The organism is Nakamurella sp. GG22, assembly GCF_052976845.2.
The window spans coordinates 13,387-39,701 of sequence record NZ_JBRIIO020000031.1; the positions used below are offsets into that span (position 1 = coordinate 13,387).

General features: G+C 66.7%; 23 protein-coding genes, 1 tRNA gene and 1 pseudogene. 16 read left to right on the forward strand and 9 right to left on the reverse strand.

Going from position 1 to position 26,315, the window contains the following annotated elements:
• Window positions 1-10: 10 nt before the first annotated feature.
• Both ACVBEQ_RS23515 and ACVBEQ_RS23520 read left to right on the forward strand, forming a co-directional pair.
• Window positions 11-83: transfer RNA gene (locus ACVBEQ_RS23515), tRNA-Arg, on the forward strand.
• Between the two features lie 1,826 nt (window positions 84-1,909).
• Window positions 1,910-2,077 (forward strand): hypothetical protein, encoded by a 168-nt coding sequence (locus tag ACVBEQ_RS23520; protein ID WP_447155826.1) that lies wholly within the window; start codon window positions 1,910-1,912, stop codon window positions 2,075-2,077.
• Between the two features lie 107 nt (window positions 2,078-2,184).
• Here the strand turns inward: ACVBEQ_RS23520 and ACVBEQ_RS23525 are convergent, their stop codons facing one another.
• Window positions 2,185-2,577, reverse strand: a complete 393-nt coding sequence (locus ACVBEQ_RS23525) for a hypothetical protein (RefSeq protein ID WP_447155827.1) — start codon at window positions 2,575-2,577, stop codon at window positions 2,185-2,187.
• 450 nt (window positions 2,578-3,027) lie between these two features.
• On the opposite strand from ACVBEQ_RS23525, the gene ACVBEQ_RS23530 reads away from it, so the two are divergent.
• The 7 genes from ACVBEQ_RS23530 to ACVBEQ_RS23560 all read left to right on the forward strand — a co-directional run bounded on the left by ACVBEQ_RS23530 (window position 3,028) and on the right by ACVBEQ_RS23560 (window position 13,377).
• Entirely contained in the window at window positions 3,028-3,336 is a 309-nt protein-coding gene (locus ACVBEQ_RS23530) for a DUF4193 domain-containing protein (protein ID WP_447155863.1), read from the forward strand.
• A 1,176-nt stretch (window positions 3,337-4,512) separates the two neighbouring features.
• Window positions 4,513-5,544, forward strand: coding sequence for a hypothetical protein (locus ACVBEQ_RS23535; RefSeq protein WP_447155828.1), 1,032 nt, complete (start codon window positions 4,513-4,515; stop codon window positions 5,542-5,544).
• A complete protein-coding gene (locus ACVBEQ_RS23540; RefSeq protein ID WP_447155829.1) occupies window positions 5,541-7,739 on the forward strand; it encodes an Rv1355c family protein in 2,199 nt (732 codons plus the stop codon). The genes ACVBEQ_RS23535 and ACVBEQ_RS23540 overlap by 4 nt, the downstream gene beginning before the upstream one ends.
• On the forward strand, window positions 7,739-9,604 hold the full coding sequence (locus ACVBEQ_RS23545) for a putative bifunctional diguanylate cyclase/phosphodiesterase (RefSeq protein WP_447155830.1): 1,866 nt from the start codon (window positions 7,739-7,741) through the stop codon (window positions 9,602-9,604). The genes ACVBEQ_RS23540 and ACVBEQ_RS23545 overlap by 1 nt, the downstream gene beginning before the upstream one ends.
• Window positions 9,605-10,974: 1,370 nt before the next feature.
• Window positions 10,975-11,427 carry an ANTAR domain-containing protein gene (locus ACVBEQ_RS23550; protein ID WP_447155831.1) on the forward strand — a complete coding sequence of 151 codons (453 nt, stop codon included), beginning with the start codon at window positions 10,975-10,977 and terminating at the stop codon, window positions 11,425-11,427.
• Between the two features lie 351 nt (window positions 11,428-11,778).
• A complete protein-coding gene (locus ACVBEQ_RS23555) occupies window positions 11,779-12,774 on the forward strand; it encodes an Acg family FMN-binding oxidoreductase (protein WP_447155832.1) in 996 nt (331 codons plus the stop codon).
• Between the two features lie 351 nt (window positions 12,775-13,125).
• Window positions 13,126-13,377, forward strand: coding sequence for a hypothetical protein (locus tag ACVBEQ_RS23560; RefSeq protein WP_447155833.1), 252 nt, complete (start codon window positions 13,126-13,128; stop codon window positions 13,375-13,377).
• Between the two features lie 318 nt (window positions 13,378-13,695).
• On the opposite strand, the gene ACVBEQ_RS23565 is transcribed toward ACVBEQ_RS23560, so the two are convergent.
• Window positions 13,696-14,460, reverse strand: a complete 765-nt coding sequence (locus tag ACVBEQ_RS23565; RefSeq protein ID WP_447155834.1) for a GAF and ANTAR domain-containing protein — start codon at window positions 14,458-14,460, stop codon at window positions 13,696-13,698.
• The gene (locus tag ACVBEQ_RS23570) at window positions 14,460-15,242 is read right to left on the reverse strand and encodes a GAF and ANTAR domain-containing protein (RefSeq protein WP_447155835.1); all 783 of its coding nucleotides are present in this window, start codon (window positions 15,240-15,242) and stop codon (window positions 14,460-14,462) included. Before ACVBEQ_RS23570 ends, ACVBEQ_RS23565 begins: the two co-directional genes overlap by 1 nt.
• A 351-nt stretch (window positions 15,243-15,593) precedes the next feature.
• Between ACVBEQ_RS23570 and ACVBEQ_RS23575 the strand changes: the two genes are divergently transcribed.
• The 3 genes from ACVBEQ_RS23575 to ACVBEQ_RS23585 all read left to right on the forward strand — a co-directional run bounded on the left by ACVBEQ_RS23575 (window position 15,594) and on the right by ACVBEQ_RS23585 (window position 17,674).
• Window positions 15,594-15,806 carry a hypothetical protein gene (locus ACVBEQ_RS23575; RefSeq protein ID WP_447154558.1) on the forward strand — a complete coding sequence of 71 codons (213 nt, stop codon included), beginning with the start codon at window positions 15,594-15,596 and terminating at the stop codon, window positions 15,804-15,806.
• 595 nt (window positions 15,807-16,401) lie between these two features.
• Window positions 16,402-16,632: a three-helix bundle dimerization domain-containing protein gene (locus ACVBEQ_RS23580; RefSeq protein ID WP_447151831.1), complete on the forward strand. Its 231-nt coding sequence runs from the start codon at window positions 16,402-16,404 to the stop codon at window positions 16,630-16,632.
• Between the two features lie 643 nt (window positions 16,633-17,275).
• Window positions 17,276-17,674: a hypothetical protein gene (locus ACVBEQ_RS23585; RefSeq protein ID WP_447155836.1), complete on the forward strand. Its 399-nt coding sequence runs from the start codon at window positions 17,276-17,278 to the stop codon at window positions 17,672-17,674.
• Between the two features lie 172 nt (window positions 17,675-17,846).
• Here the strand turns inward: ACVBEQ_RS23585 and ACVBEQ_RS23590 are convergent, their stop codons facing one another.
• The 4 genes from ACVBEQ_RS23590 to ACVBEQ_RS23605 all read right to left on the reverse strand — a co-directional run bounded on the left by ACVBEQ_RS23590 (window position 17,847) and on the right by ACVBEQ_RS23605 (window position 19,899).
• The gene (locus tag ACVBEQ_RS23590; RefSeq protein WP_447155837.1) at window positions 17,847-18,365 is read right to left on the reverse strand and encodes a nitroreductase family deazaflavin-dependent oxidoreductase; all 519 of its coding nucleotides are present in this window, start codon (window positions 18,363-18,365) and stop codon (window positions 17,847-17,849) included.
• Window positions 18,362-18,493, reverse strand: coding sequence for a hypothetical protein (locus ACVBEQ_RS23595; protein WP_447155838.1), 132 nt, complete (start codon window positions 18,491-18,493; stop codon window positions 18,362-18,364). The genes ACVBEQ_RS23590 and ACVBEQ_RS23595 overlap by 4 nt, the downstream gene beginning before the upstream one ends.
• Window positions 18,494-18,566: 73 nt before the next feature.
• Entirely contained in the window at window positions 18,567-19,481 is a 915-nt protein-coding gene (locus ACVBEQ_RS23600; protein WP_447155839.1) for a hypothetical protein, read from the reverse strand.
• 226 nt (window positions 19,482-19,707) lie between these two features.
• Window positions 19,708-19,899: a hypothetical protein gene (locus ACVBEQ_RS23605; protein WP_447155840.1), complete on the reverse strand. Its 192-nt coding sequence runs from the start codon at window positions 19,897-19,899 to the stop codon at window positions 19,708-19,710.
• 234 nt (window positions 19,900-20,133) lie between these two features.
• Here ACVBEQ_RS23605 and ACVBEQ_RS23610 point away from each other — a divergent pair, with 234 nt between their 5' ends.
• The 3 genes and pseudogenes from ACVBEQ_RS23610 (at window position 20,134) to ACVBEQ_RS23620 (ending at window position 23,698) form a co-directional block, all read left to right on the forward strand.
• The gene (locus tag ACVBEQ_RS23610; RefSeq protein WP_447155841.1) at window positions 20,134-21,045 is read left to right on the forward strand and encodes a vacuolar protein sorting-associated family 26 protein; all 912 of its coding nucleotides are present in this window, start codon (window positions 20,134-20,136) and stop codon (window positions 21,043-21,045) included.
• Window positions 21,046-21,193: 148 nt separating this feature from the next.
• Complete coding sequence (locus ACVBEQ_RS23615) at window positions 21,194-21,544, forward strand: hypothetical protein (RefSeq protein WP_447155842.1); 351 nt, start codon at window positions 21,194-21,196, stop codon at window positions 21,542-21,544.
• Between the two features lie 518 nt (window positions 21,545-22,062).
• Window positions 22,063-23,698 (forward strand): annotated as a pseudogene (locus tag ACVBEQ_RS23620) (sensor histidine kinase).
• Window positions 23,699-24,009: 311 nt separating this feature from the next.
• Here the strand turns inward: ACVBEQ_RS23620 and ACVBEQ_RS23625 are convergent.
• Both ACVBEQ_RS23625 and ACVBEQ_RS23630 read right to left on the reverse strand, forming a co-directional pair.
• On the reverse strand, window positions 24,010-24,531 hold the full coding sequence (locus tag ACVBEQ_RS23625; RefSeq protein WP_447155843.1) for a hypothetical protein: 522 nt from the start codon (window positions 24,529-24,531) through the stop codon (window positions 24,010-24,012).
• 351 nt (window positions 24,532-24,882) lie between these two features.
• A complete protein-coding gene (locus ACVBEQ_RS23630; protein WP_447155844.1) occupies window positions 24,883-25,269 on the reverse strand; it encodes a hypothetical protein in 387 nt (128 codons plus the stop codon).
• A 550-nt stretch (window positions 25,270-25,819) separates the two neighbouring features.
• Between ACVBEQ_RS23630 and ACVBEQ_RS23635 the strand changes: the two genes are divergently transcribed.
• The gene (locus ACVBEQ_RS23635; protein WP_447155845.1) at window positions 25,820-26,290 is read left to right on the forward strand and encodes a pyridoxamine 5'-phosphate oxidase family protein; all 471 of its coding nucleotides are present in this window, start codon (window positions 25,820-25,822) and stop codon (window positions 26,288-26,290) included.
• Window positions 26,291-26,315 lie beyond the last annotated feature (25 nt).

The following is a 26,315-nucleotide window of genomic DNA, read 5'->3' on the forward strand; positions in this document are numbered from 1 at the left end:
CCGCAGGTCAGCCCTCATAGCTCAGGGGATAGAGCATCGGTTTCCTAAACCGTGTGTCGCAGGTTCGAATCCTGCTGGGGGCACTGTCCACTAGTACCAAATAGTCGCCCTAGCTGCAGATACGTACACCCAGTGATCTGCCTCACGTACCCGTTGACGACCGCGCTTAGCGGCTGTTTGCGGCTGCTTATTGCACGCTAATTGCACGGAAGATGATCTTGAGGGCTGGGACATCGTCCGCGCGACAGGGGATCGCCAAGCTGCAGGGGACTTCGCCATAGCAACCCCGCTGAGGCACTTCGGTCGTCGGGCCATCGACCAACCGACGCTCGGCGGCCGTCGACAGAGCACGGCTCGGCATCCGCTGGACCCCGGCATTCCGCTCGCCCGTCACAGCCAAGCCGGCTGTCCTCACCGCCGCTGGCTGCACCACCCAGCTCCGGCGCCACCCACCACGGATCCACAGGCACCCGTCATCACGCGAACGTTCCGCCCTGGGGAGGGCGGCCGGTTCGGTGGCGTTGTCCCGCACGGTCCCGTCGCGGTCCACCGTGCCCGAACCGGTGCTGCCGGTAGGTCGACCACCGCCACCGGGTCCCGGCGTCGATCACGGGCTTCGCCGGCGCGCAGCAGCACCGTCCGCACCCCGCGGCCGGCCAATGCGGTGATGTACGCACCAGACCGCCGGTGCCGGTTTCCCGGATCAGCACCGGCAGTGGCGTGCCGCCGTCGATGAAGTGCTTGACCGCTGCAGCGGCGCTGAGGAACCCGTCACCGGTGACCGCCCGTAAACCGACGCGGCGCAGCGGTCCGGTAAGGCCTGGTAGACCGATTAGTCCGACGGCGAGTGGAGCTGGCTGTGATGTCATGCCGGGTCCTATGCGGCCGCCGTTGATCGGCCCGCGGCGGGTAGGTTCGCCTTCGACCAGACCGGCTTCGGAGGCGAGGTGCGAGGTGGTCGATGCGTTTGAGACGGCGTGCCGCTGGGCGGTCGGGCTCACCGAGCCGCTGCTGAGCACGGCCGCGAGGATCGCCGCCGACGGCGAGATGCGGAAGCAGGCGGTCGATTACCCGCGGTGGGCGGCGGTGCTGTTCGCCGGTGCGCTCGCCGACGTGCTGGGCACGCTGCCGCCGGAGGACCCGTGGCGGCGGCTGTCCGCCCGGATCGGCACGCTGAGCGTCGGCACCCCTCCCCGGGACGATCCCGGCATCGGCGCGTGGGGTCACGGCGGGCCGGAGGGCCCGCGCCGGTTCGGCACCTGGCGGGACGCGGCCGACCTGACCGGGCCGCAGGCCGGGGGCGTCGAGGTTCGAACCGACCCAGGGGTCGCGGCGTTGGTCGAACCACTCCGCCCCGAGGCTGCTGCGGTGCTCGCGTTCGCCGCCACCGGTCGTTGGGGGGCAGCCGCCGCGGTCGGCGCGCTAGGCCCGGACGGGGCTACGGTGTTCTTCGCCTGCGGGCAGGCGCTGCGCTGGGCGGTGCACCGGCGGCGATGCTACCGCGGTCCGGGCGACCTGTGGCCGGTGGAGGTGCTCACCGAATGGGCCGCCCGCGCGCAGCACTCCAGACCGGTGGTGCCACCCATCCCGGACCGCGAGCTCATTACGGCCGCAGCTACCGCGACCTCACCCGCCGGCAGTAGAAGTGATACGGCGATACGGAAGCACGGTGGGCCAGCATGCGCCGCCGGTCTGCTCAGCAGAACCCCAGCAGGCAGGTCGGTGTTCTTCGCAGGCAGCCGCAGCCTGCCCTGGCAGCTCACCCCCGCGGAGGCCCAGCAGTTGTTGACCGGCTACGCGACTCACCCGCCTACGAGGCTACGAACTGGGCGGCCGCATTCGACATGCCCACCACCTGGACACCATCACCGCGCCCACCCTGCTCCTGCAGGGCACCGCGGACCCGTTGATGAGCCAACAGGTATCCCGGTACCAGGCCCTCATCCCCGGCGCCCAACTGGTGTGGCTACCCGGCCTGAACCAGGTGCCGATCTCCGACGACCCCACCTCGGTGGTCCACCACATGCTCACCTTCCTCCACAAAGCCGAGCCGCACCCGGCGTTGACCGCTGCCTGACACCCCCCACAGCGGAGTGACGGCGTCTGCTGACCGCTGCGCTGAGGTATGCGCTCATGAATGGGTTCTTGGCCATCGGGGACGCCTGCTTTCAGGGATGATGCCGATCACCAGCTGAGCAGGTCACCGGCGACCTCGTCGGACCGGTCGGTCGCAGTAGGCGTACGCCCACAGCAGCAGCGCCAAGCGATCTCCGCCGCCAAACCGCCGAGGTACCGCCCACCGGAAGGTTCCCCCCGGGGGTTACGCGCCGATGGCGTAGGCGCCGAGTTCATGTGCAGCAACTCGAGCAGTGTCTCGATTTCGACCGGCGGTGGTTCGGGGGGCCACAGGTACCCCTCCGGCGGCTCTTCGATGACGGTGTGGTGTTGGTCGACGATCCGGAGTGCTCGCCGGTAGGCGGCTCGTTCGACCCGGTGCTGGTGCACGGACGGCTTCGATGCAGCCGAATTGCTCGGCCAGTTGTTGCAGCGTCCCGCCGCGTGGTGACCAGGTTCCACGCGGCGAGGGTCTGCAGGGCGTCGTGGACGGCGCGGCGGGACAGCCCGGTGCTGCTGGCGAGGTCGAAGCTGCGTTCCGGTCGGTGGGTGTGTTCGAGGGCTTCGTAGACGAACGCGGCGGGTGTCCGAGCTCGCGGAACACGGGTCGCAACGAATGCAGCTGCCCGGCCCGCCACCTGACACGCATTGCCCGAGCAACAATGTCGTCGGGAATCCGGAGTTGGTCGTAGCAGCCTGACTGTCGAGTGCTCGCAATGGTCCGGGCTGTTGTTCCTGCGTGCCGGGGCATACTGGCTCGATGCCGAGGTCGTGCGGGCGGGACGGAACGGCGTCTGATTGGTCCGGCGGAGGGATGTCCTGCGATGGCTCTCTCGGTCCCCGGGGTGTTGTATCTTGGCCGCCAGTAACCGCGAATCGCTGGCGAGTACAGGGGTTTCCCCGGGGGTCATGATGGCTACGACCGATTACGACGCACCACGCCGCGGCATTGCAGAAGACACTGACAACGATCTCGAATCCCTGGACGCCCTTAACGCGACCCGCGCCGAAAAGCAGTCACCCTTGGCCGATGTCGACGAAGGTGACAGCGATGACGCTGTCGACTTGCCCGGCGCCGAGCTCATCACCGACGAACTCACCATGCCGGTTATTCCGAAGCGGGCCGACGAGTTCACTTGCACGTCCTGCTTCCTGGTGCAACACCGCAACCGGATCGCCACAGCTTCAGGAGCAGACCTAATCTGCATCGACTGCACCTAACCCCCGTGATGGCTCCCGTATTCGCGCCGGGCGAGAGCGGGTCCGGGCTCGGTTGGCGCCGGTGAACCGCGGCCTCAGCATGATGATGCCGTGGACGAGTCGCTCTCCAACAAGCCATCAGCCAGTAAGAAACACACCACTAGTGGTTCCCTTCGTGGCTCGCCGATGTTGCTGCGGCGTGAGCAGATACCCAGGACAGTTCCTGGGTGATGGGCCGAGGACCGGTCGCCGATGGCCGGCGGGAATTCCCGGCGCCGCTGATTCGACGGATCTCTCGGCTGATCGTCGACGGGCCGGTCGCCGAGCGCCGGGACCGCCCGCATCGGTACATGCACTTGTCGGGGTGGCACGATGCCCGGCCCGCTTATCCGCGGCCTTGCGTCGGGAGCATCGGTTCTTGCATCGAACGGGTCGACCGATTGGAGCCTTGCTGTCATCGGCGTTGGCCAACCGTATGCGCGGGCGCAGAGACAGGCGGTAGTGCAGCCGTTTCTTGGGGCCTGGGGGTCGGGAGAAGGGTTTTCGTCGTGACGTTTCCTGGCGAATGGGCAATGAGCTTGGGTCGCCGAGCACGCAGGGTAGGCAGGGTTGGGAGCCTCAACGCCAGGGGTCAATCGAATGGGTCGACGATGACGCCTCTGGCCCAGAATATGATCCGCCGGTAACGGGCGGCTACATTCCAGGCATGATCTCGGTCGTCACCTATTATTCTTGATTCAGGGCGGTTTCTTGACACACAGGTTTCCTTGGAGTGTGCTGATAAAGCTGAATGACAGCCGCTCGGGAGCGATGCCGCCGCTGACGCCGCGACGTCGGGGAGCCCGTCTACAACCGGGACAGTTTTAGGGGCAAAGTATCGTTTGGATGTGCGGTGTGATCTTCATACTTTCGCTCGGAGCGGGCCTCATGTTGACGGGAAGACGGTCCGCGGGTTGTCGAGGCATCGTGGAGTCACGCGCCGATGCCGCGAGGGAAAGTGCCATCAACGGCGGCTTTTTCGTACATCGTGGCGGCCGCGCGCAGGGGGCCAGCCGGGCTGGGAGAGCCAAGCCTGGGCAACGCGCCCGGACACCGCCGGAGCACCGCAGCCGGGGTCATCGGGTCGTGACCCGGCGAGTGTTCTCGTTGGTCCATCCGAGCGTTAGTGCAGGTCGACACCTGGCGCTGGAACGGGGTATGCCTGTCCGGGTTCACAGCCTCTGGTGTGTTGATCGCGAGGGGAGGCGGTCGGCGCGGACCGGCGATGGCCGCGTGGTCGCTCTTGTGGGCATTCATTCGCTGATCGTCTTTTCCGTGCTCGGAGCTGGAAAGCCGTTGCGACTGAGCATTTTCTTCGCGCGTTGGTCGCTGTGTCAGGCAGCTGTTGTTCGGGGGTTTGCGGTCGTCGAGCAGATCATCGCAGGGGCGGGGTTGTGTCTGCCATCTGGTGTCCGCGGTTTTGTCGGACGGGTGGGCTTTATGATCGCGCCGGTGTACACGAATAGCTTTTCTGCGTTGACTTCAACTGCTCATTTCGGGAACCGGGTGGGGAGATACTTTGATCCGGTTTCAGGGTGTCATTTCGTGATTGCCCGGCCGGCGGCGCAACCGGAGTTGTGGTCAGCCTATCTGGGGGGCGCCCGGATCAGTTACCGCCGGTTCGGCGTCGAACGGGTGCTGGAGTACGACAAGACCCGCGACGGACGGTCGACCGCGCTGTTCTTCGCGGCCATCGACCGCGACGGGCAGGTGGCCGGTGGGATGCGCGCCCAGGGCCCGTACCCGCACGCCGATCGGGCCCATGCCGTGGTCGAATGGGCCGGTCACGACGGCGCCGCGGCGCTTCATGCGGAGATCTCCGAGCGGATCCCGGCCGGGGTGATCGAGATGAAAACCGGCTGGGTGAGCCACCACGCCGCGCGCCGCATGGAGGTGACGGCAGCGCTGGCGCGGGTTTTCGTGCACTCTATGACGCTACTGAACGTGCGTTACGCCTTGGGCACCGTGGCCGCCCACGCGGTCGCGCGGTGGCAGACAACGGGCGGGGTGGTCAGTGCGACGGTGCCGCCGGTGGCGTATCCCGACGATCGTTACCTCACATCGGCGATGTGGTGGGATCGGGAGAGCTACGCCGACCTGGCTACGGCCGAACAGCTTCCCCGGCTGATCGATGAGTCCGCCCAGTTCGGGGGCGCCGACCACCCCGGCCTGTCGGCGCCGGCCGCATGACGACGCCCGTCCCGGTGTGTGCCGGCCCGGCCAGCGACTCGCACGGGCACCTCATCCTGCACGAGCACAGTGCTGCGGACCGGGCGATGTTGACCCGGTTGCGGTCCGACCCTCGGGTGGATGTCATCGATCACCGGGCGGCGATGCTCGCCCAGTTGGGGGCGCTTCGACCGACCCCCCCGGTCGACGAGCTGACTGAGCCCGGCCGGTGGTGTTTCTACCCGTGGCGGCGGACCCTGGTCTGGGTGCTGGGCCCTGCAGGGTTCCGGCGGCTGCGGCTGGACCGCAACCGGAACAAGATCACCCCTGCCGGGCAGGCGCAGCTCGGTCGGCTGAAGATCGGGATTGTCGGGCTCAGCGTCGGCCACGCCGTCGCGCACACCCTGGCGATGGAAGGGCTGTGCGGTGAGCTGCGGTTGGCCGATCACGACCACCTGGAACTGTCCAATTTGAACAGGGTTCCGGCATCGCTTCTCGACCTGGGAATCAACAAGGCGTTGGTGACGGCACGCCGGATCGCGGAGCTGGACCCATACCTCGCGGTGCAGGTTTTCACCGACGGCCTGACCGACACGACGATGGCGCCGTTCCTGGACGGCTTGGATCTGCTGATCGAGGAATGTGATTCCTTGGACATGAAGCTGCGAGTCCGTCAGGAGGCCAGGGCACGCGGCATTGCGGTGCTGATGGAAACCAGCGACCGGGGGCTGTTCGACGTCGAAAGGTTCGACCTGGAACCCGACCGCCCGCTGTTCCACGGTCTGCTGGGCGGGCTCGACCCTGGGGCGCTGAGCGGGCTGACGAATCGGGAGAAGGCCCCGTATGTGATGCGGATCCTGCAGACCGAGCAATTGTCCGCGCCGTTGGCCGCGTCCATGGTGGAGATCGATCACTCGGTGTCCACGTGGCCGCAACTCGGTGGCGACGTCGCGCTGGGCGCGGCCACGGTGGCCGCGGCCGTCCGACGCTTCGGGGGCGGTGGCAACCTGCCCTCGGGCCGGGTCCGGGTCGACCTGGACGCCAGCCTCGATCACCTCGACGGGAGCCCCGACGCCGTCTCGTCGGCGCTCACGGTTGAGCGGGTGACACATGGTGACGTCGTGGATCTCACTGTCCGGGTTCCCGCGGACCCGGTGCAGGCGGTCATTCATGCCGTCCGGTTGGCGCCATCGGGGGGGAACAGCCAACCGTGGTTCGTCACCCGCACCACCGAGGGAGTCGACATCCACCTGGCCGCCGACCGGACCTCGGCGATGGACGTCGGGTTCCGCGGCAGTTATCTGGCCATCGGTGCCGCCGGTTTCAATGCCCGGGTCGCCGCTGCCGCACACGCCGTGCTCGGATCGATGACCGCGTTCCCTGGCGGCGGCGCGTCCGACGTGGTGCTGTCCCTGACCCTGGCCGGTGGTGCCGACCGGGAGTTGGCGGATCAGTATCCGGCGATGATCGGTCGCGTGACGAACCGGAACCTCGGGCGACGGGAACCCTTGACGGCCCGGGTCACCGGCGGGCTCCACGCGGCCGCGGAAGCGGAGGGGGCGAGCGTTCGCCTGGTGACGGCGCCCAGCCAATTGGCCGAGTTGGCCGAGGTGTTCGCTGAATCGGACCGGCTCCGCTACCTGACACCGATCCTGCATCGGGAAATGATGGCGGAGCTGAGGTGGCCGGGCATCGACCGGCTTGACACCGGTATCGATGTGCGAACCCTCGGCCTGGACGCCGCGGAGCTGGCGAAACTGCGGGTCGCCGGCCGGTCCGACGTGATGGACCTGCTCGCCGTATGGGGAGCAGGACACGCGTTGGGCGACGCAACCCGGGAACGGATCACCACCTGTTCGGCGGTCGCGGTCGTCACCGTCGGCTCAGACACCGGCAGCGACTATGTGCGCGGCGGAGCGGCCGTCGAGCGGGTCTGGATCAGCGCGACCCGCAGCAACCTCGGCGTCCAACCCCTGTCACCTGTCTTCCTGTACGCGAGGGACGACACCGACAGGCGCGGGCTGTCCGCACGTTTCAGTGTCGAACTCGCCGACCTGCAACGCCGGTTCGAGGCAATTTTGGGCCTGCTGCCCGGTGAGGCCCCGGCCCTGGTGCTGCGGCTCAGTCACCATGCGGGCAGCACGGCGCGCAGCGCCCGGCTACCGTTGGCGCGGGTCCTCACCGGCGATCCGTCCTCGATGGCGGCAGCACGGTGATGGCCGCCAACCGGAGCCTGGACGAGCTGGTTACCGTGGCCGCCTCGCACCTGATGGGCGTAACCGCAACAACACTGGGCGAGGCATCCGAACAACTGCTGCGTGAACTGGTCGGCTACTTCGACGTGGATCTGAGCTTCTTCCGCCGCAACGACCACACCGCAAGGACGACCATCCTGGTCGCCGAATGGCCGCCCAGACCGCATGTTCCCGAACCCGACCCGTTGGGCGTCGTCTCCTTCGCCGGTGCGGACCGCACCTTCGCGGCCACCGAGCATCTATCGACCGTGATGATCACCCACCCGGACGGCACGGACGACGACTACCAGGACACCATCAGAAGGGGTTCGGGGCTTCCCGGCTCTGTCTCCTCGGTGACGGTTCCATTGCTCAGCATCAGGGACACCATGGGGGTGCTGGGATTCGTCACCTTCGGCGATCGGGAATGGCGCAACACCGAAATCAATGCCCTGCGCGCTGTTGCCGCGCTGCTCACCCAGGTCGAGGCGCGGGTCGCCGCCGAGGAACGGCTCCGCAGCATGGCCTACCACGACGAGCTCACCGGGCTGGCGAACCGGCGGGCGTTGATCGACCACCTCAACCAGCGGATGGTGGTCGGTGCCGCGGGGCCGGTCGCGCTCATCTTCCTGGACGTCGACCGGTTGAAGGCGTTGAACAGCGTCCTGGGTCATGTCAGCGGCGACCAGTACCTGAAAACCCTGGCCCACCGGCTGAGCGCGGCGTCCAATGGTCACCTGGTCGCCCGGCTCGGCGGGGACGAGTTCGTGCTGGTGATGCAGCACTGCGCCGACGAATCAGTCGCCACCCTAATGGCCGAGGAACTCCGCCGAGTCGCGGTTGAACCCATTCCACTCGGCGGTGAGGAGGTCAGCCGCGGCGTCAGCGTCGGCGTCGCCACCGGAACCCCAGGAGCGTTGACCGTCTCCCGGCTGATGGGCCAGGCGGACCAGGCGATGCACCAGTCGAAAGCGCGCGGCGGCAACACCATCAGCGTCTTCACCACCGAGATGCGCCGACGCAACGAGATCCGCACGGCAATCGAGCTGCATCTGGGCACCGCGATCGGCAACGGTTCCCTGGTGCTGCACTACCAGCCGGAGGTCGACCTGGTCAGCGGCCGCATCCTCGGCTTCGAGGCCCTGGTCCGCTGGCCCCACCCCACCTTAGGACTCCTGCCGCCCGGCGAATTCATCGCCATCGCCGAGGCCACCAACCTGGCGGGTGAGCTCGGCCGTTGGGTCATCGAAACCGCCTGCCGCCAACTGAAGAAATGGCAGCACGAATACCGGCAACCCACTCTCGGAATGAGCGTCAACGTCTCACCCGCCCAGCTGATCACCCTGGACTTCGTGACCACCGTGTCCCAGATCCTGGACCAATGTGGTCTGCAGGGCCGTTACCTGACCCTGGAAATCACCGAACAAGCAGTGCTCCGCGACACCGAACAGGCACTGATCACCCTCCGCGGCCTGAAAGACATCGGAGTTAAGGTGGCCATCGACGACTTCGGCACTGGATACAGCTCCCTCGCGCAGCTCAAGGCCTTGCCCGTGGACACGCTCAAGATCGACCAAGGATTCGTCCGCGAGCTCGGCGTCAGCGCCGACGACCTGGCCATCGTGACCTCGATCGTCGGTCTCGCCCGGTCCTTCGGGCTACAACTCGTCGCCGAAGGCGTCGAAACCACGCTGTCCGCAGCGACCCTGCTCGACCTGGGCTGCACCCGGGCTCAGGGATTCCTGTTCGCCAAACCTCTCACCGCCCAGGACGCGGAATGGGCACTCGAACACGAAACGCCAAACCACCGGCCACCCGGACCGCACTCGTTACCCGCCCATGACTGAGTAAGTGACCGCAGGCTGTTCCAGACGACGCAGAAGCCGATCACCGGAACGATCCGGGCCGCCCCGCGCCCCTTCCAGACGAGCGTCAGGCGGTACAGGTGAGAGATCCTCGCGGCCATGTGGTGAGGGTGCGTCCTCCACGTAAATGGTGAACCCCCTTACACCGCCTGCTTCCAGCCCGAACCCTGTACTCCGACGCTGGGCCGGCGGTCGTCTCATCGAGGCACCCCAGAGTCAGGGCCTGGCTCGCCCGAAACCCTCGTGCAACATGCACTTGACCCTGACGCCCGATTCCTGGCCGACCATGGTCTGTTGATTTGACCCGCAAGCCGTCCGCCGCGGCACGATCAACTCCTCTCACCGACCCAGGCCTCATGTCCCGGGCATGTCCCGAACACGGCCCGTGGATCGGCCCGAAGAGCAATGGGTGCCGACGCCTTGGACTTCCCGGAGCATCGGTCAGAACGTCACTCCCACGGTCGGCGGGATCCCTGCCCGAGGCCAGTCGCGGGGGACCGGAATGGCGGTGGGTCTGCCCATGCGGCGTGGGGTCGAGACGCGGGATATGAACGCCACCGGCGCAGCGGAGCGCGCGTCGTAACGCCCAGGCAGCACACCGCCGTTCGGGGGGGTGTGCCGCTATTCGTGGTGTCCAGCCCCGAACTCGTCCTCGACGCGTCAATATTCGGCGCGACGAACAACAACCGTTGCCGTGATTCCATCGATGACACGGCATGCGAACCATCTGTGATTCGGTTCGTTGAGAAACCGGTTGGCAGATCAGGTCCCACAACTGCCGACGCCTTCTAATCGAAGGCCCTTGTCACCCCCCGTCTATCGGATACTCATATTGTGACCGCGGGTAAGTGACTCGTTCGCCGGGGTAACTGAGAGCTTCCGCGCATCACCGTTCAGTGACCGCCCTGAATACCACCGAACGGGTTGCTATCCGGCCGTCGCACTGAACATTTCGTCCCGGTGTGTTTCATGGCTATAATTTGCTATAGCTTCATGTGGAGCCGCGACCAGGCAAACGCCAACAGGCACTGAAAAGCTTAGCAGTGTGCAGGTTTGCGTGGACCAAATGCGGCGGATTGACCGGCTGAAATGGAGAGCACAACCACCGCGACGGCTGACACGGGGTCCTCTGTATCGCATTCGAATCATTTTGTACGGGATCCGGAGATCGAGTGGCCTGTATTCTGCAACGCCGGCCATCTCGAGATGCCGATTCCTTCGCGTCACTTCCACGTGGCCTCCCAGAGGTCGCCATGGCCAACACCGATGCGGAACCGCCAGCGGTGGGTGGTCGTCCCACAGCCCAATGCATCCGGCGCCTTTTGACTTCAGTTCCCAAAGGAATCACCAACATGCATCAACACGACGACACCACGACCGCGGCGGCCGCCCGGGCATTACTCACCGGGATCTGCCTGATCGCCAACAACGGCCCGGTGACCTCCGTGATGATCTACGACAATCGACCCAACGCTGCGCGGGGTCTGTCGGAGATGCTGCGACCGCTGCCCCTCCTGGTCGACATTTCCGTGGTGCGAGATGGTTTTGCGCTGGTCGATGCATACGCGGCCAGACCAGCCGACCTGGTGCTGATCGGCGTGGACGGGGGCAACACTGACGGGGCCGAGGCCACCGACCTGCTGTTGGGCATGAACCCGTCAGCGGTGGTCGTCATCGTCGGCTCGATTCGCGACGTCAAGCATCTCGCGGCCGCGTACGTTCGGGGTGCGCGAGGACTCCTACTCTTGGAAGCCGACCAGGAATCCAGCCCCGACAATCACCACGACGGCCCGCTCGTGTGGTGACTGTCCAAACCGACAGATCAACCAGCGACTCACCAATCCCGGTTTTGCACGCCCCGACACCGGTTGCTTCCGCCGATCACGGGTTGGCGTTGCAGGGTGGACACCCATGATGCGGCGTTCCGGGGGTGGAGACGCTTGACGTACTGACTTGTTCAGCTTTGCGCGCGTTCGTCCCGACGCCCATGTGAGCCACGCTGCCGCCCGTCGGAACGGTCGGTTTCCGGCGGGTCCGGCGCTTCCCCGCCTCCCGCACCGGGGGTCGCACCCCCGGTGCCGGGGGCCACACCGTAGGACACGTCCGAAACCGCACCGACCCAGGTCGACAGAGCACCGGAAAGAGGTTCGAGCGTCATGAGCACGTCGTTGGGGTTATCGCAAGCAGCTACCCGGCAGGTGGTGTCGGAGGCCGGGATGGCCCCGTCACTGTTCAACACGCAACCGTGGCGGTTTCGGCTCCGCCCGGACCGCATCGAGCTCCACGCCGACCTGGGCCGCCGGTTGATCGCCCACGACCCCGAAGACCGGGAGCTAAGGATCGCCTGCGGTGCGGCACAGTTCAACCTCCGGCTGGCATTGCACGCACACGGAGTCACCCCGGTGGTGACCGTCGAACCGGGCGACCCACCCGACGCATTGGCCGTCATCCGCCGCGGCCCGCCCAGCGTGCGCGCGCATGACGACGCCGCCCTGCACCAGGCGATCAGACAACGGCGAACCAACCGGCGACCCTTCCTGAATGCATCGATCCCGGACGTCTACCGGCGGGTACTGACCTACGCCGCCGCCGCGGAGGGTGCGGACCTGCGCAGGATCAGCACCCCGGCGCAGCGATCCCGGTTGCGGTGCATGATCACCGGCGCAGATCAGCGGCAACGCGCCGACGTGGTGTGCCGGGCAGAGATGAACGCCTGGACCGGGTACCGCAATGGTCACCTGGACGGGGTGCCACTGGCCGCGGCCGGTCCGCAACCTGAACCGCAGGACGCGTGGGCGTCCCGGGACATCGGTAACGGGTTCGGCGGGGGGCGGTCCACCGATCAAGACTTCGAATACGAACCGCTCATCGTGGTCATCTCCACCCCGACAGACCGACCCGGCTGCCAGGTCCGGGCCGGTCAAGCCCTGCAACGCCTGCTGCTGACCGCGACCGCTCTCCGACTGTCGGCGTCATTCCTGTCCCAGCCCATCGAGGTCAGCGACGAGCGCGCGGAACTGCGCCGACTGCTGGCCGATGATCGGCACCCACAGGCAGTGTTGCGCCTCGGGTTCTCTGCACCAGCAACGGCCACGCCACGGCGGGACGCGGCGGACCTGCTGCTGCCCGAACACATCGGATCCGCGCACTGATCGGCAGGCACCCGATGACACAGACCCCTTCTCCTTCAGCCAGAACGCCCCATGGAGCGAATACCCTCGGTCGCCCCTGGGGCAGTCACAACCGCAGCATGCAAACCAAAAACAACCCGATTCATTGAGCAAATGACCACGCGGAAGGCAAACATGCGGAAAAGGTTCGGCACGGTGCCGGCAGCCCTAGCGGTCAGGGCAACGGCGGCTGCGCAGCAACTACCCAGCAAGGGTCCAGCGGGCGGCCGGGGTCGGATCGGTCAATTCCATCAATACCGCGATCCGCACGGCACCGAGTCCTGCGGCCAGTGGGACGGCAACGGCCCACAGTGAAACACGGAAGTCGCGCCGATGACGATCACTGCCATCCGGGACGACCTGGAACAGATCAGGCAACGGTGGCGGTCCGGGACCACCAGAGAACAGCAGCGCGACCTGGTGCAACTGAACGATCTGCTGGCCAGCTGCCAACTGCCTGGCCCCACTGAACCCTCGGCCGAGGCGGTGGACCAGGTACGCGGCCGGATCGAGATCCTGATCGACGAGATCGAAATCGGCCTGGGCATCGAACCCGCACCCACCACCGGGTACGCAGACTTCTAACCCGGGACCCGCGCGAGCACGGTCCCCACCCCACCGGCCCGGAGTGCCCGCGGTCGGTGCGGGTCGGCGTCCGGGCACCGCGTCCAAGCGGTTCGGCGTTCACCCGCCGGCGAACACCGTGCGACGCCGGAAGTTACGAGCACCACCTTGTTCACGACCCTGAGGGTCCAGCCGGCCGACGGAGCTGACTTCGGGTCCGCGGTGTCCAAGACAACGATTGGCCTCGTCGATGACTCCGGTCCTCCGTACGCGCTGAGCGGCACCAACCGATTCCGCTGGGCCAGCTGGCTGAATCGCGGTGCTGACGTTATCGGGCCTTCACGGCTCGATTGTCGGCCCGGGCGATGCCGAGCTGCGCCCGCCTAACTGACGGCTGGTTGGTGGATCGTTGGCGATGACCTCGCGGGCGATGTCGGCTAGGAGCCGGTCTTGGTTCCGGGCGGTGTCACGCAGCGCAGCGAACGCCTCTTGCATGGTGAGGCCATGGACATGGGCGAGGACACCCTTTGCCGTTTCGACCACGGCGCGACTGGTGATGGCCGCGTGCAGGGCTGGAAGTACTTCGTCCCGGTCGGCGCGTGAGGTGGATTGGACGATCGCGATGGATGCCACATGGGCAAGGCCCTGCGCCAATGCGAGATCGGTTTCGCCGAGAGCGCCGGGTGTCGTGCCGAAAAGACCGAGAGCGCCCAGGGTGTCACCACGCAGCAGCATGGGGATGGCGTGGACCGAAGCAAAGCCCTGGTCGGCCGCGGCCGCAGTGAACCGGGGCCACCGCGCTGTCTGGGTGCTCAGGTCGGCGACGCTGACCGCCGCACCGGTGTGGTAACAGTCAAGGCAGGGTCCCTCGTCGCGTTGCAGCATGAACAGCTCGAGATTGCGGGCCTCCTCGGAGGTCGCTGCCAGCAGGTGCAGCACCCCGCCGGCGTCGGCCAGCAGCAGCCCGGCCGCGGCAACGTCGAGCAACCGGGCGCAGTCCTGAGCGAGTTCAGCGGTCAGCTCCAGCACGTCCATGTTCCCGACCACCCGATCGGTCAGGCTGCTGAACGAGTCGATGATGTCCTGTTCGCGGCTCTTGATCATCAAAGCCCACCCCCTGATTCTGGCCAGCCGTCCAAGTCGTGCCAGCCGTCGGTTCCGGTGCCGTCGTCGTCCAACTGAAGCTGCCGCTCGATGATCTGGAACGCGACCTGGCTGACGGTCAGGTCGTGGGCGAAGGCGTGCCCGCGCAACCGCAACATCGCCTCGGCCGGATGGACGCCCAACTGGGCGGTGATCATCCCCACCGCCTGATACACCTCCGACCGGGTCAGCCACCCGATATCGGATCGGGTCGAAGGGGGTGATCCGACTGCCACGGAACGGGTCTCGGCGATCAGGTCGAGCAGCGGCAAAGCAGCCAGCTCCCCGGCAAGAAAAGCGCCGCTCTGCGCGGCCCCGATCAACGGGCCGGGCTGGTAACGACACAGATACAGCGCCCCCATCGGGACGCCCGCGACGGTGACCGGCATCGCGAACACGGCCCGGACACCGCCAGTAGCGGCGGCGGCGGCGAAAGCCGGCCAGCGCGCCGAATCGGCTGCCGCGAGATCAGGGGCGGTGACGAAACTTGCTGTCTCGACCGCGTCCCAACAGGGACCCTTGCCGGCGGAGAACTGCGACCACTCCAACGACGCGGTCACCACACCGCACCGGCTCAGCGAATGACCGGTCGAATCACCGGTCACCAACCACAAGCCCGCGCCCTGCACGCCGAGCAGATCAACGCACGCCACACACAATCGCTTCGCCACGTCGCGGGCCGTGCCCGACCCGCCGATCGCCGCGGTGAGCCCGTCGCGCACCACATCCCACCCCTCGGCCACCGGTTCAATCTATCGCCCGGCTAAGGATTCCGGTCATTCCGACGTGAGTGAGCATCCTGGAAAGGCAGTGAACTCGTCGACGTCCCGAATTGACCATTGCCACGCGCGGGCGACGACCCTGGCCACCGCGGCGCCCGCCGGCGCATCGCGCGTCCTTTCAACCGTTGGAGTCGCCGGGACCACGCCGCCTACCCGTGTGAGGGCGCCCAGACCGGGTACTGCCCGTTCAGTGCGGTCGGTGCGGACGTGTCCGCGTAGAGCATGTTGTCGCTCGCTGAGCGTTGCGCGCTCGGGCTGATGTGCTCTCGGATCAAGACGTTGGGCCGCACGCTCGGCCCGGGAAGAAAAGTCATGCCCCGTGACGGCAACGAGTCGGTCCGTGAATGGCATGTCCGGGCGACCCGCGAATATCTACAGGCGGCGACCGAAGCCGCCACCAGGCGGAGTGGCAGCGATGACGGGTTGAATTCGCTGGACTCGGGTGTGACGCCCGGCTTCGCCGACCTGTACGCGGCCAGCAAAGCGGTTCTCTCCCTGGAAGATGGACCGGACAGGCGCACGTGAATAACCTCCGGCGGGCGGGTGTCGGTGACGGTCGGTGAGATGCCGGGAGCGGTGCCCGGCCGGGACCGCTCGCGGAACGGAAGCGCCTGGAGGCATGTCGATTCCTCACCCACGGTGCTGCCGAGAGTCGCGGCGCGTTCCCCCCGCCGTTCATTGATGCGGACCCATTAATGAACCGCTCTTGCGAAGAAACACCGTGGCGACCGCCGCTGTCCGGATGAGGTCACAAGGTGAGCGAGCGCGCATTGTCGCGGTCGGTTCTCCGTCGCGGAGCGATCATCGCGGCGAAACAGGCGATGAGCCATTGGGGGAAGCCAGCAATGCCCGATCGGCCGCCGTCCTTGTCCGGAACCCTCCACTTCGGGAGCTTCGGTGAACTGTCCACCGGTTATCCACCTATTGTGCACAACCATTCGGGCTGCCCCGGGCTGAAAGGCGGCGCGGCGACGACCGTCCGTCCACCCGCGGCACGCTGCTGCTACCACGCGATGCCGGTGATAGTCGCTGGGGCTGTCGCTTCGTCCGTGGGCACGGCGCAGTTCGGACCCGTTCGCGTCATTGACAGTGCATCAGCCGCGACCGATACCCTCATCTGATGGACCCGGGAACCAGCAATGCGGCGACACATCGTGTGGTGCAACGGTTATCGGCACTGTTCCCGTCGGTCGATCCTCTCGTCGTGACCGGGGTGGTTTCTGATAGCTACCGGCAGTACGTGGATCATCCCAATCCGAATTTTGTGCCCGTGCTGGTCGAGGAAACCTCGCGGGACCGGCTCAGAGGACACCTCGAAGCCTGCTCGATACGCGGAGGGTCGCGGCTCTAGGAGCCCAAGGACTCCGTGAACGCGGGTTGGCAATGAAGCACCGAACGTGGTGCCGCGCGCGTTCGTCCGGTGGCGGCAGCTCCTGCAGACCTGAGGTTCCACGAACCCTTGGACGGTCAGCGGCCCGGCGCTGAGCGCGTGGCCCACTACAAGTCGGGCTGATCTGGGGTCGTCGGCCGGGCGATGGCGATCCCCGTTGGTGCGTCGTTGGGGCCGTTCGGCGCCGGGCTGGTTGCAGGCTGCGGAGTCATCTCGTCCGGGGCTGGTCGAAGCGGCCATGCCGACCGTGCTGGTCCGGCTTCTGAACAACGGGGTGGTCAGCCTGCGGTGATGACCCGGATCATGACGCTCCGGTTCATCAGCGCAACCGCCGCAGATCGGATGCGTCGCGAGCGAGAGTCCGTCGGTGCCAATCGACGCGCCCTTGGTCTGCCGGACCTGGGAAGGCAGTAAGGCCAGTTGGCCGCGCGACATCCCAAGCGCGGCGGGCAGGTCTGCGCGGCTGAGTCCGTCCGCGTGGGCGCCGAGACGTCGTACGGATCCTTGACTGAGACATCCGCTGACGGCGATCGGCCGGTCGGCGACCTGGTGCGGCAGCCCAGCAAACTTTCTCACCGGGCGGGTTCGTGCTTCACTTCTCGTCATGAGCGTGTCGGGCAGCAACCGCGGTCAACTATCCGACCCACGCCTTCCCGGACCAGACGCGGACCTCGAGCATCGCGAGGCCGCCGTCGAGGCCCGGGAGACTGCCGTCCAGGCGTGGGAGGACGCCCATGGCCAGCGGATAGAGGCGGCCAAGGACATCAGCGAGGCAGCCGACGAGCGTGACGCCGTGTCCAATGCGCGGGACACCGCGGCCGAGAAGCGGGAGAACGATTCCGACCGCGCCGAGATGCTGGACCCTGAAGGCAAATATGGCACCCACTGGCCGGAGCGGCGAAACGCCAACCTCGACCGCCGTCACGCGCTGGACGACCGCGCGGCATCCGACGACGATCGCGTCGCACTGACCGAGGGCGACACCGACACCGACAGGACTTGACCACAGGAGGCTCGTTGCCAATGGTCCCCACACCGCTGATGTGTCCGGTCCGACGGTGAATCAGCAGCACATGTCGGGGCCAGGTTGTGCCGGGGGTGGACCTTCACGTAGACCCGGGGCGGGCCCGCGCACGGGTGCTCGACCCCGAGAAACGTTGCATGACATGGCGGTGTCACGGAGTTCCTGGACGGGGAACCCATGTATGGAGGGGAAGCGCCAACGGCGGTTGGTATTTCAGTTCACGCATGCAGTGACACATCGATGGCAATACCCGTGCCGCCGATGATGTCAGACAATTCGCTTCCACCATGGAAATCGGCGCCCGGTTATGCCACCGACACTGACCTGGTCGCGGTCGGCGACGACTGCCGGGTGGTGTGCTGTGGAACCGGACGTACCAGTGGGATGTCGCGGGTGGTGCGTTGTCGGTAGCAGGCGTAGTCCGGTGCGGTGGCCAAGACCCGTGGCCAGAAGTCCTCTGCCTCGGCGGGGCGCAGTTACTCGGCTCGGACCTCGAAGTCTTGTCCCTCGACCTCGGCTCGGGCGTCCGGTGCGCTTTGAGGTTGAGGTACCAGGCTGGGTGGTTCGGCAGTCCGCTGTTGGCGGCTACCACGATCAGGTTCTCGTGGTCGGGGAAGAATTGGACGATCACTGTTCGTGGGAGCCCGGTCCGCCGGCCGGTCGTGGTCACAGCAGCGCCCGGCGCGACCAGAGCTGGGTGATCCGCCCGTTGGTTCTTCGGTACAGCCACGCACCGATCCTCACCGACCGGGTGTCGATGAAGTGCTCGGCGCGGGTCTTGAAATGCTCCGACAGCATGTCTTCTCCAGCGTCATCGCGTCGCGAAGCCGGTCGTCGCGGCTGACACCCCGGGTTCCGCCGCCAGCTCAGGTCAGTGGGATGGCGGCGCCGCGGCGGGCATCGGATCGTGGGTGTCTGTGGCGTTTGGACAGACGCTCGCTGTTCCAGGGTCAGCGGCTGACGGGTCTGGTCCGCGGGCGGCGCCGAGGAGCAGCCCGGCGGTCGCGACGAGGTACAACATGACTATGACCGGTTCGGCGGGGTCGAATGACACCGAACCTGGTACGTCGGCGGCGGCCTGGAATTGCAGCGCGACGATGTAGGTCAGTTGGTGCAGCGTTCCGCCGATCAACGCCACCGCAGCCAGCGCGTACCCCCACCCGACCCGGCGCCACAACCACACCGCCGCAAGGGCGTAGGTGGGCACGAGCAGGGCCAGGTCCAGCGCGATGCCCAGGTGCACAACGGTGTCGGTCTCGACCAGGTCACTGCCAACGGGCAGCTCTCCGGTGATGGCGAACCTTGCCGCGGCGTACACCCACATCCCGCCCAGGCCCAGTGCGAGCGCCGCGAGCACACCGCTGATGAACCGGACCGGGGTGCGGGGATGGAACCGGCCCGGCATGCTCGGCGGGTCGAGCGCCGGCAGTGCCCACACCAAACCGAACAGGGCACCGGCGAACACACCGATGTGCAGCAGGAACAGGTCGTTGAAGTCGGCCGCGAACAGGTAAAACGCGTAGGTGTACGCGGCATAGACCAGGATCGCGATCCACACCAGTTCGGCGACAAGCAATCTACGCCGGACACCAATCAGTGCCAGCACGAATACCGGGACAACCACGGTCAGGGTCACCACGTCGTAGCCGCGGAACATCGCGGCCGTCGACGCCGGCCCCGGGTACACCCCGTCCAGGCCCACGCCGGCCACGGAAGCAACGAGCATCAACACCGCGACCAAGGCCGACAGGATCAGCCCACCGCGGCGGTGGTCGTCGGTGTGCATCGCTGAACCCGGTCGGTCAGTGCCGACCGGATGAGCAGGAGTCCGGTGATCGATGAACATGGCGCGCCTCCTGGGCTCCGACCGGGAAGAGGCGACCCGCAGGGAGTGACGCACACGGCCACCTCCACCGATGAGGTTAACCACCCGGCCGGCAGCCCGGTACGGGCGAAAGTCCCTACACCGACGGGTTTGTGGTCAGCAGCCGGGGCCGCAGCAGCGGCTCCGGTCAGGGCTTGGACCGGCGCGGGCGCCGGGATTGGGCGTACCGCGAACCCGGTGCACCGGAGAACACGACGCACACCCCGAGCATGAACCCGAAGTTGTACCAGTTGCCGTTGATGTTGACCTCGCAGATGTTGACGTTGTCATTGAACAGCGACACCAGGAACGTGATGGGGCTGATCAGGCCCCCTCTCACTCGTCCCGGATCTCGGTGACCCACCACCGCATCGGGACGCAGAAGTGGGCCGAACGTGTCGCGCAAGTGATGGGCGGGTATGTCAGTGTCTTGACCTGCGACCGGGTCCTCCGATGGATAGCCACATCGCCCTCCGCGGCGTGACTTTCGACTCTGCGGCCGTTGCGACCGCACGTGCCAGCCTGGTATCGGGACGGCCCGCCGGGGCCGTGTGCGGCCAATGGGGGTGGGACCGTGGGAATCACATCGGTCATCGAGCCCGTCACATTGACAGTTGACGCACCCCGGGCAGCGCGGCCGGGTGACAGCTTCGAAGCTGTGATCAAGGCCTCGGCTTTGGGCAACCCTGTGGTCGAGGGCGAGGTGACACTGATCAACCGGGTGACCTACCGGTACCGGCAGTTCGGCGCCTTCGGCGGCGCGACCACCGCCCATGCCGACCGCACGGAGGTCGTCGACCGGCAAGTCCTGCACCCCTATTCTTTGCGGCGGACGGAGTCGGTGATCGGTGTGGTCACGCTGCGGGTCCCCGTCGACGCGCTGCCAAGCGTGACCGGTGAGCTGGTGCAGATCGCCTGGGGCGTTCGCGTACGGCTCCACGTGCCCGGGGTGCCGGATGCAGAGGAGTCCCGGCCGGTCCGGTTGCTTCTCGCGCCCGATGATCGGCCCTTCGTTGTCAGCAGACCGCCGCGGGTGGTCGACCACAGAGCGGCCGTCCTCAGTTTCGATGCGCTGGCCGGTGGCCGGGTGACGCCGGGATCGATCCTGACCGGCACGCTGACTGTGGCGGCGATCAAACCGTTGACCGCGCGTGCCCTGCGGGTGGAACTTGTTCTGCTGGAGCAGGTTCACCACGGTCCATGGGTGGGCAATGACGATGCAACCGTCATCCCGGAAGGGCAGCAGAAGGAAACCCAGACCCCGATCGCAACCGCCACGCTGGCCACGGGGCTGCGGATGGGAGCGCAGCGACAGGACTTCCCGTTCAGTCTTGCCATTCCGCAGGTGTTGCCCGGGCCGTCCCTGGACACCCGGGAATTCACGGTGAGCTGGCTGCTGCGCGGCGTGCTGGACCGTGTGCACCGCCCGGACCCGTTGGTGGAGGTGGAACTTCAGGGCATCACGGCACCCGAGCGAACGCCCTGACGCACTGATCCGGGCCATTCGGCTTCATGTGTGTCGCGGTGACCGCGCTGCGCGGGCATGGTGGACGCAGGTTCTGATGGAAGGGAGCTGCAGTGTGGGGACACGGGGCCGTTGGCTGGCGGGATGGCTGGGTGCTGCTGGGATCGGTGTGCTGAACGGCGTCGCGCGGGAGGCGACACTACGCGGGCGCATCAGCGAGCAACGGGCCCATCAGGTTTCGACACTGACGCTGATGCTTTCCCTCACCCGGTACATCCATTGGCTGCAACGGCGAGTCCCGTTGCCAACGACAGGAACGGCCCTTGGCGTCGGCGCGAGCTGGGCGGCGATGACGGTGCTGTTCGAGTTCGCCCTGGGTCGGTCGCGGGGCTTGTCCATGTCCGAAGCGGCAGCGGACTACAACATCCGCCGCGGCCGCCTGTGGCCTCTGGTGTTGCTCACCATGACCTTTGCACCTGCCGCGTCGAGATGGCTGATCCGCCGACAGCACACCGGCTGACAGCGGCACCACCCGCACGGCCCGGTGGGCTGATAGGCGGGTCGCTGCGCACTGACTCATTCAGAGCGGCGGCTGCAAATGTTGACCCGGTGCCCGGGGCGGAGGTCAAGGTTCCTGTGCCCGGTACCATCGCTCGACGCCGTGGTGATCCGCCAGGGCGGGCGCGCGGAGGTTTCACGATCTGCTCATGCGCATGGTTGGTGTGCGGAAGCCGCATGGTCACCTACGTTCCGCTCTCCATTTCGTCACGATCGCGGGATTCCAGTCTCTCGCCGCTGCGCCTCGGCGGCACGGGTGATCGTCGAAAGCCCTTGGGGACGTTTGAACCAAGCTGCCGGGAGGGTAATGAGGGTGTTCGACCGGGGATAGATTTGCAGCAGTGGAGCGGGGAGAAGATGCGGCGCGACACCGTGCACGGTGGGGACAGTTTCTCCGATCCCGGCGGCAGGAAGCGGGTTGGAGCCCGCGGCGTCGGATATCAACTCTCGCAGACCCGGCTGCAGGAGCTGCTCGTGGAGATGGAAGCCGGTGTGGACGACATCTTGTCGGCGACCCGGGATCGCATGGAGGCCCTGCTCGATGCGGTGCTGTCGGTGTCCACCGGGCTCGACCTTGATTCCACGTTGCGTCGGATCGTGCAGGGCGCGATGGAGCTCGTGGATGCCCGATACGGGGCGATGGGTGTCCTGGACGAGCGCGGGGGGGTGATCCGTTTTCTGCCCGTCGGTATCGACGAGGGCACGAAGGAACTGATCGGGCCGCTGCCGACCGGCCACGGGGTACTTGGGGTCGTGATCGAGGACGACAAGCCGCTACGGCTGCGCGACATCGCAACACCCGATGTCCATCGGCTTCCCGCCGCACCATCCGCCGATGCACACGTTCCTGGGCGTGCCGGTCAAGGCCCGCGGCGAGGTCTTCGGCCGGCTCTATCTGACCGAGAAGAACGGCGGTCAGGAATTCACCGCCGACGATGAGGTGGTGGTCCTGGCTTTGGCCGGTGCGGCCGGCATCGCCATCGACAACGCCCGGTTGTACGAGGACGCCCGGCGGCGGGAGCGTTGGCTGCAGGCGACCGCGGAGGTGTCGGCGACACTCCTCGGTGACGACGGAACCCAGCAGGCGCTGCAGCTGATCGCCACCCGCACCCAGGAACTCACCAACGCCGAGTACACGCTGATCGCGGTCCCTAAAACCCGCAGTACAGCGCAGCAAGCGGATGAGTTGATCGTCGAGGTCTGCGTCGGGGTCGGCGCCCAGGAGATCCTCGGACGTCACATCCCGGTCAACGGTTCCACCACCGGAGCGGTCTACGCAGACCACACGCCGCGCAGCGTGCCGCAGCTGGCGTTCGACCTCGCAGCGGGCGGGAAGGTGCCGTCCGGCCCGGCGCTGGCACTGCCTCTGGGCACCGACCAGCTTCCGGCCGGGGTCCTGTTGACGGTCCGCAAGGCGGGATCTTCCGCGTTCGACGACGGTGAACTCCGCCTGGTCTCGACCTTCGCCGATCAAGCGGCGCTGGCGCTGGAACGCGCAGAGAACACGGCGAGGGCAAGGGAACTGGAGATTCTGACCGATCGCGACCGGATCGCGAAGGACCTGCACGACCACGTCATCCAGCGGCTGTTCGCCATCGGACTCGCGATGAACAGCACTCAACGCAGACTCACCACGCCGGACGCTACCAACCGGCTGAACGTTCACATCGACGACCTTGACGACGTGATCCGCGACATCCGCACCGTCATCTTCAATTTGCAGACCGAGCCGGGCGGCGCCGCGCACCTGCGCACGGAGCTGAACGACATCATCGGTGAACTCACCGAGGACGCGCCCCTGCACACCACGGTGCGGATCTCCGGCCCCTTGGACGCCGTCCCGACCGACCTCGCACGGCACGTCCGGGCGGTTGTCCGGGAAGGCGTCAGCAACGCGGTCCGGCACTCCCACGCCGACAACCTTTCCGTCACGGTGTCGGTCAACGGTGACATCACCATCACCATCACCGACGACGGCATCGGAATGCCCGACGCCACCGCCCGCAGTGGCCTACGCAACCTCACCGACCGCGCCACACAAGTCGGCGGCCGGTGCACCATCAGCGCGCCCACGAGCGGCGGAACCACGCTCAACTGGACCGCATCCCTGCACTGACATCCCACCCCGCCGGCAATACGTGCGCCGTTCACGAAACCCGGTCAGAACGCGCCGCTCTGAGAACGTCTCGCTGGAAGGTGCGGCGCCCGGCACGACGCCATTTGTGAGGGTGAGCGCTCGGGCCGCTCGCGGCACGCGGCTGCCCGGAGGTAGCCAAAGGCTGCAGCTGCGCTGTGATCCCGAGTTGGGTGGCCCTCCCCGTGGTCATCCTTCCGGTGACTGTTAGGGACCGAGGAGAGCTCGAACCCTCACCATTCCCGGCGGACAACCCTGGCGGGCCCAGCATCACGTTTGCCATCGTCCGGTCATCAGGACCGCACTGAACTGTCCCGCGGTGATGGGCGGTGACCGGCCAGTGCAGCGGTTCGGCGGCCACGTCGATCACGAAACATGGTGAACACATCCCGCGGGAAGTCCTGGGTCAGGAGATAGACCAGCGCCGCAGCGAGAAGCAGATTCGGCATCACGTCGTAACCCAACGGACTGATCCCGACCAGGAAGAGAATCGCCCCGCTGAGACCGACCTTGACCCACAATCCACGGCTCAGGATCAGTGCGGCCAATGCCAACTCGACGATCAGCATGACGATCCCGAACACCCGAGGGTTCGGCTCGATGAGGAACAACCCGATTCGCCGGTAGAAAGGCAGCAACGCCTGTTCGGCGAAGCCCACGTACCCGTGCGGATCCGAAATGACCAGCGAGCCATGAACAGCAAGTCCCATCACGCCGAAGAACACCCCGACGAAAAGCCTCCCCGCCTGCGGCCTCACCAGGCAGAACACCGTCACCGCCACCACGAACGCGCCCCACACAACCACTCTCGTCAACACGAGGACCCCTCCATTCCCTGAACCAACCTTCACGAGCCACCCAGACAGTGACAGAACAAAAGGTCTCAACCGACCGCGAACATCAGGTCACCGGGCGCCTGAAGGACAAGCGAACGCCGTCGCTCGCGCAAGGGCCTTTCGGTTCCGCGCAAGGGCCTTTCGGTTCGGTGACCGGCCCAACGCCTGAAACGTCGGTGGTGACCATCGGTTGTTCGATCAGTCTGCGGGGCGGCTCAACGCATCCCCCAGCGAAACGCGCATGGTTTGCGGCGCCGTGGTCACCACCCGGCAGGGAACCACGCGCCGACTTGTCCGGACAGCGACATCCCCCGCCGAGACTCCCTGCTGTCAACTGTGTCGCAGCGAACGCCCGCCGGATACAGCCATGGCATGCGGCAATTGCAGGTACAACATCTCCGCCAGTCCGTAGGTCACCACGATGCCCGCCATGAAAGCCGCGAGCAGCATGTCATTGCCCTCGAACCACACAGCGGCGATTCCCACGCCGAGCGTGACAACGCCCGCGCAGAGCGCGATCCGGTGCCACAGCCCACTCGCGAAGACAGCGTGTCCGGCCATCGCGGCAGCGATCAGCCCCAGGATCAAACCGGTGGCCGCCATCCCGCGGGTGTCCTTCAGGAACGGCATCTCGCCGCGGACCAGGTAGCCGACGTACGGCACCACGATCGCAGCGACCAGAAGCGAGGCAATCAAGTTCCTGTAGGTGTTCTTCATGACCTACCCCCTTCTCCCACCCCTCAGAATGAACCGCCAACGGCCGGCGCGGTAGGGGCCAAGGTCCCAGCCGACGACCCGGACGGAACCAGATACGCAGTGCGCCAGCACATCCAGCATCCGACCTGCCACCACTTCGGGTCAACGTGATGACCGTGACGTTGACGTCCGATGACCCTGACGGCGGCAGGCGAAGGCATTCACGCTGAGAGCAGTGACGACCGGCAGCAAGGTTCATCGTGTGTTCCGAAGGAGTCGACGGGTCCGACCGGACCGGCCTTCGGTACCGCGCTCGCTGATCCCGATCCCGATCGACCACCCGGACGGCGCCGCGGAACGCGTCCCCGTGTTGTTGATGGTCTCCGGGACCGGACCCGTTACTCCCCGGCTTCCGCATCGGGCGGTCCCGGGCACAGCGCTACCAACGTGACTGACGTCGTTGTGTGACTTTGTACCCTTCATCACCCGCGTGTGGTGTCCCATCCTGAACTGAACACCGCCGGTCGAGAAACCCGCGGTTCACCCGTCTATCGGGGTCTGGAGGCATGCGATGCCACCCGTCACGATCAGCGCGACCCGGCCGGTGCCCAGCGATCCTGAGCGCCGCCGGCTCGAGCCACTGGGATACCGCAGTTGCGTCCAACTGCTCACGCGGGGCCGACTCGGGAGGGTGATTTACACCAGCGGGGCCATGCCCGCCGCCCAACCGGTCACCTACGGCGTCGACGGCGACGAGGTCATCTTCCACACCGATCGTGGCAGCGCCCTGGACCACGCGGTCACCGGGGCTGTCGTCGCCTTCGAGGCCGACGACATCGACCTGAACACCCAGGACGGGTGGAGCGTGCTCGCAGTTGGGCAGGCCTACTCAGTCACCGATGTTCAGCGGCTCACCGCCCTGCTCCAAACAATCCCGCGGTCCGTCTGGAACGGGCCATTGACCACCACCATCGCCATACCGATCACCCAGGTCACCGGCCGCCGGCTGGCGAACACCGCACCGGAGTCCGTCTCGGAATGACCCCTAGAAACCGCCTGACAGGGCG

Excerpts from the sequence above, each read along its gene's own strand:
- ACVBEQ_RS23520 (WP_447155826.1), top strand. The coding sequence starts at position 1,910 with ATGAGCCAACAGGTATCCCGGTACCAGGCCCTCATCCCCGGCGCCCAA.
- ACVBEQ_RS23530 (WP_447155863.1), top strand. The coding sequence starts at position 3,028 with ATGGCTACGACCGATTACGACGCACCACGCCGCGGCATTGCAGAAGAC.
- ACVBEQ_RS23535 (WP_447155828.1), top strand. The coding sequence starts at position 4,513 with ATGCCTGTCCGGGTTCACAGCCTCTGGTGTGTTGATCGCGAGGGGAGG.
- ACVBEQ_RS23540 (WP_447155829.1), top strand. The coding sequence starts at position 5,541 with ATGACGACGCCCGTCCCGGTGTGTGCCGGCCCGGCCAGCGACTCGCAC.
- ACVBEQ_RS23545 (WP_447155830.1), top strand. The coding sequence starts at position 7,739 with ATGGCCGCCAACCGGAGCCTGGACGAGCTGGTTACCGTGGCCGCCTCG.
- ACVBEQ_RS23550 (WP_447155831.1), top strand. The coding sequence starts at position 10,975 with ATGCATCAACACGACGACACCACGACCGCGGCGGCCGCCCGGGCATTA.
- ACVBEQ_RS23555 (WP_447155832.1), top strand. The coding sequence starts at position 11,779 with ATGAGCACGTCGTTGGGGTTATCGCAAGCAGCTACCCGGCAGGTGGTG.
- ACVBEQ_RS23560 (WP_447155833.1), top strand. The coding sequence starts at position 13,126 with ATGACGATCACTGCCATCCGGGACGACCTGGAACAGATCAGGCAACGG.
- ACVBEQ_RS23565 (WP_447155834.1), bottom strand. The coding sequence starts at position 14,460 with ATGATCAAGAGCCGCGAACAGGACATCATCGACTCGTTCAGCAGCCTG.
- ACVBEQ_RS23575 (WP_447154558.1), top strand. The coding sequence starts at position 15,594 with ATGCCCCGTGACGGCAACGAGTCGGTCCGTGAATGGCATGTCCGGGCG.
- ACVBEQ_RS23580 (WP_447151831.1), top strand. The coding sequence starts at position 16,402 with ATGGACCCGGGAACCAGCAATGCGGCGACACATCGTGTGGTGCAACGG.
- ACVBEQ_RS23585 (WP_447155836.1), top strand. The coding sequence starts at position 17,276 with ATGAGCGTGTCGGGCAGCAACCGCGGTCAACTATCCGACCCACGCCTT.
- ACVBEQ_RS23595 (WP_447155838.1), bottom strand. The coding sequence starts at position 18,493 with ATGCTGTCGGAGCATTTCAAGACCCGCGCCGAGCACTTCATCGACACC.
- ACVBEQ_RS23600 (WP_447155839.1), bottom strand. The coding sequence starts at position 19,481 with ATGCACACCGACGACCACCGCCGCGGTGGGCTGATCCTGTCGGCCTTG.
- ACVBEQ_RS23630 (WP_447155844.1), bottom strand. The coding sequence starts at position 25,269 with ATGAAGAACACCTACAGGAACTTGATTGCCTCGCTTCTGGTCGCTGCG.
- ACVBEQ_RS23635 (WP_447155845.1), top strand. The coding sequence starts at position 25,820 with ATGCCACCCGTCACGATCAGCGCGACCCGGCCGGTGCCCAGCGATCCT.